The sequence below is a fragment of the Candidatus Streptomyces philanthi genome (assembly GCF_059553635.1).
The window spans coordinates 1-2,696 of record NZ_JCANQV010000487.1 but is presented as its reverse complement, the minus strand read 5'-3'; the positions used below and the strand labels follow the sequence as shown (position 1 = coordinate 2,696).

Annotated in this window: 4 protein-coding genes; 2 read left to right on the top strand and 2 right to left on the bottom strand. The window is 74.4% G+C overall.

What is annotated here, in order from left to right:
• Nucleotides 1–381: 381 nt before the first annotated feature.
• Nucleotides 382–792 (top strand): DUF2795 domain-containing protein, encoded by a 411-nt coding sequence (locus tag AC51EU_RS29325; RefSeq protein ID WP_496270125.1) that lies wholly within the window; start codon nt 382–384, stop codon nt 790–792.
• Nucleotides 793–956: 164 nt separating this feature from the next.
• The gene (locus AC51EU_RS29320; RefSeq protein ID WP_496270124.1) at nt 957–1,442 is read left to right on the top strand and encodes a DUF5709 domain-containing protein; all 486 of its coding nucleotides are present in this window, start codon (nt 957–959) and stop codon (nt 1,440–1,442) included.
• Nucleotides 1,443–1,463: 21 nt separating this feature from the next.
• Here the strand turns inward: AC51EU_RS29320 and AC51EU_RS29315 are convergent, their stop codons facing one another.
• Both AC51EU_RS29315 and AC51EU_RS29310 read right to left on the bottom strand, forming a co-directional pair.
• Nucleotides 1,464–1,850 (bottom strand): VOC family protein, encoded by a 387-nt coding sequence (locus AC51EU_RS29315; RefSeq protein ID WP_496270123.1) that lies wholly within the window; start codon nt 1,848–1,850, stop codon nt 1,464–1,466.
• Nucleotides 1,851–1,960: 110 nt separating this feature from the next.
• Complete coding sequence (locus AC51EU_RS29310) at nt 1,961–2,593, bottom strand: DNA polymerase ligase N-terminal domain-containing protein (protein WP_496270122.1); 633 nt, start codon at nt 2,591–2,593, stop codon at nt 1,961–1,963.
• Between the last annotated feature and the right edge of the window lie 103 nt (nt 2,594–2,696).

Below are 2,696 nucleotides of genomic sequence, written 5' to 3'. Positions count from 1 at the left end.
TCGGCGCCGAGCCCGAGGAGGTGGTCCGCGGTGGCGCGGGCCGTCAGGTCCCGTTGTTCCGCCGCGTCGGCGGTGCTGCGGGAGGTGTCGGCGTACACGGACGCCCAGGGGCCGGGCCTGTGGGTGACGGGTTCCAGGAGCGGGAGTCGCATGGGCTGCCTCCTGAGCTGTCGTGGTTCGCTTCGCGTCACCGGGTTCCCGTTTCCGCCGGTCCGCAACATGCCGCCCGGGGCGCGTCACGTCCGGCCGGGGCGCGCCCGGCGGCGTCCGTACGTACGGTGGAAGCGCCGCCGTCGCTCCTCCGCACGGGCGGGCGGCGGGCGCGCGGTGCCCGGGGCCGCGCGGGGTTGGCACGACCGGGGTCTGGAGGCAGAGATGGTCATGGAACACGGTACGGACAAGGCCGGACCCGCCCGCGACGACGTCCTCAAGCGGCGGATGCGGGCCGAGTTGCTCGCCGAGCGGACGCTGGGGACGGAGGAGGAGAGCGACTTCCGGCCGGCGGAGCGGCGGGGGCCGGAGACCGCGCGGGTGCCCGAGAGCGTGGTGCGGGGCAGCGCGCCGCGCGGGATGACCGGGGAGGACGTGGTGGTGCGTTCGGAGCTGGCCCGGTACCTCGGCCGCAGCCTGTACCCGGCCGACAGGTTCACCGTCCTGGACACCCTGCGGCGCAACAACGCGCCGGACGGGCTGGTCACCCTGGCGGAGCGGCTGCCCGCGCACGAGATGTTCCCGAACGTGCAGAGCATCGCCGCCTCCCTCGGCCTGGGGACGGAGGCCCGCCGGGGCTGAGCCGCCGCACGGCGGGTCCTACGGCTGCGGCTCGACGGCAAGAGGCGGACGATGTGGGTGGGGACCTCGTGGGCCGGGTGAGCGGCACCCGGCACCGGACGGGCGCGAGGCGGCTGGGCCGCCGGCACAGTGTGGGACCACCGCGGGCCGGAAGGAGAGCGGTCATGTCGGACAACGCGAGGGGCGATGAGGTCTATCAGCCGTCCCCGTCCGATCCCCAGGACTACCCCGACGATCTGGACATGGAGGACGCTCTCGACGAGCCCGGCCTCGACGAGATGCTGGACACGGGCTACTCACCGCCCGAGAGACCCCTCGCGGTCACCCACCACGGGGTCACCGCGCAGGAGCAGCACGACGGCGAGACGCTGGACCAGCGGCTGGCCGAGGAGGTCCCCGACATCGCGGTGCCGGACGGCGACGGGGTGGGCGACCGGGCCGGCGGGGACGGCGAGCTGTGGGACGGCCAGGTCGGGGAGGCCCGCGCCGGGCGGCTGGTGGGCGCGGACGAGGGGTACCCGCGCCACGCCAACGACGTGGTGGCCCATGACGTCGGGATCGACGGCGGCGCGGCGTCGGCGGAGGAGGCCGCGGTGCACATCTGCCCGGACACCGAGGAGGGAGAGACGGGTCCGGACAGCTCCTTCTAGCGGGGGCGTGCGGCGGGCGTCCTATCCGCCGTGCACGATCTGGATCAGGTTGCCGCAGGTGTCGTCGAACACGGCGGTGGTGATCGTGCCCATCTCCATCGGCTCCTGGGTGAAGCGCACCCCGAGCCCGCTCAGCCGGTCGTACTCCGCCGGGACGTCGTCCACGGCGAAGGAGGTGGCCGGGATGCTGTCCCGGACCAACGCCGTCTTGTACGGCCGCACGGCGGGGTGGTCGGAGGGTTCCAGCAGCAGTTCGGTCCCGTCGGGGTCCTCGGCCGAGACCACGGTCAGCCACCGGGCCGCGCCCAGGGGGATGTCGTGCTTCTTCACGAAGCCCAGGACATCGGTGTAGAAGCGCAGGGCCTTTTCCTGGTCGTCGACGAAGACGCTGGCCAGATGGATTCTCATGGGTGTTCTCCGGTGGGCCGGGGACGGGCGTCGGGTCACATTGTGCTCAAAGGGGCGGTGCGGTGTCCGGCCGGTGCGGCGGCCTTCGCGGCACAGGAGGGCCTGGGGCGTCATCCGCCGCCCCGGCGTGGTGCGGCCGCGTCGGCGGCGACCTGTCCGAGGGTGCGGCCGCTGCGGACGGAGCGGGCGCGGACCGGGTCGGGCGCGCCGCCCCTGCCCGCCCGCGCGTCGTTCTCCTTCACCAGCAGCCATGCCTCCTTCTCGCCCGGCTCCTCGCCCGTGCGGAAGCGGGTGAGGGCGTAGCCGCCGTGCAGTTTGCGGCCGTCGAGCCAGAAGGCGGCGTGGCCGCGGGCCAGGGCCTCGGCGAAGTCCCCGGGGTGGCCCTTGCGGCGGGAGGGCAGGGGGCGGTAGGTGCCCTGGTCCCAGACGATCACGGTACCGGCACCGTACTCCCCCTTGGCGATGACGCCCTCGAAGCCCCGGTACTCCAGGGGGTGGTCCTCGGTGGGCACGGCCAGGCGCTTGTCGTGCGGGTCGGCGGACGGCCCCCTGGGGACGGACCAGGACTTCAGTACGCCGTCGACCTCCAGCCGGAAGTCGAAGTGCATCCGTGTCGCGTCGTGGATCTGCACCACGAAGCAGGGTGCGGTGCCCGGTCGCGGGGACGGCTCGCCCGGGGGTTCGCCGGTGCGGTCGAAGTGCCGTTTGCCTCGGTAGGCCGCGAGCCGGTCGTCGTCGCCCATCTGCGCCCCCTTCGCCTCGGTCCGCGCCCCTCCCACTCTGGCGCGCGGGGACGGGCCCCGCGACCGGGGTCCCCGTCCGTACCGGGCGCCGGGGAAGCCTCGG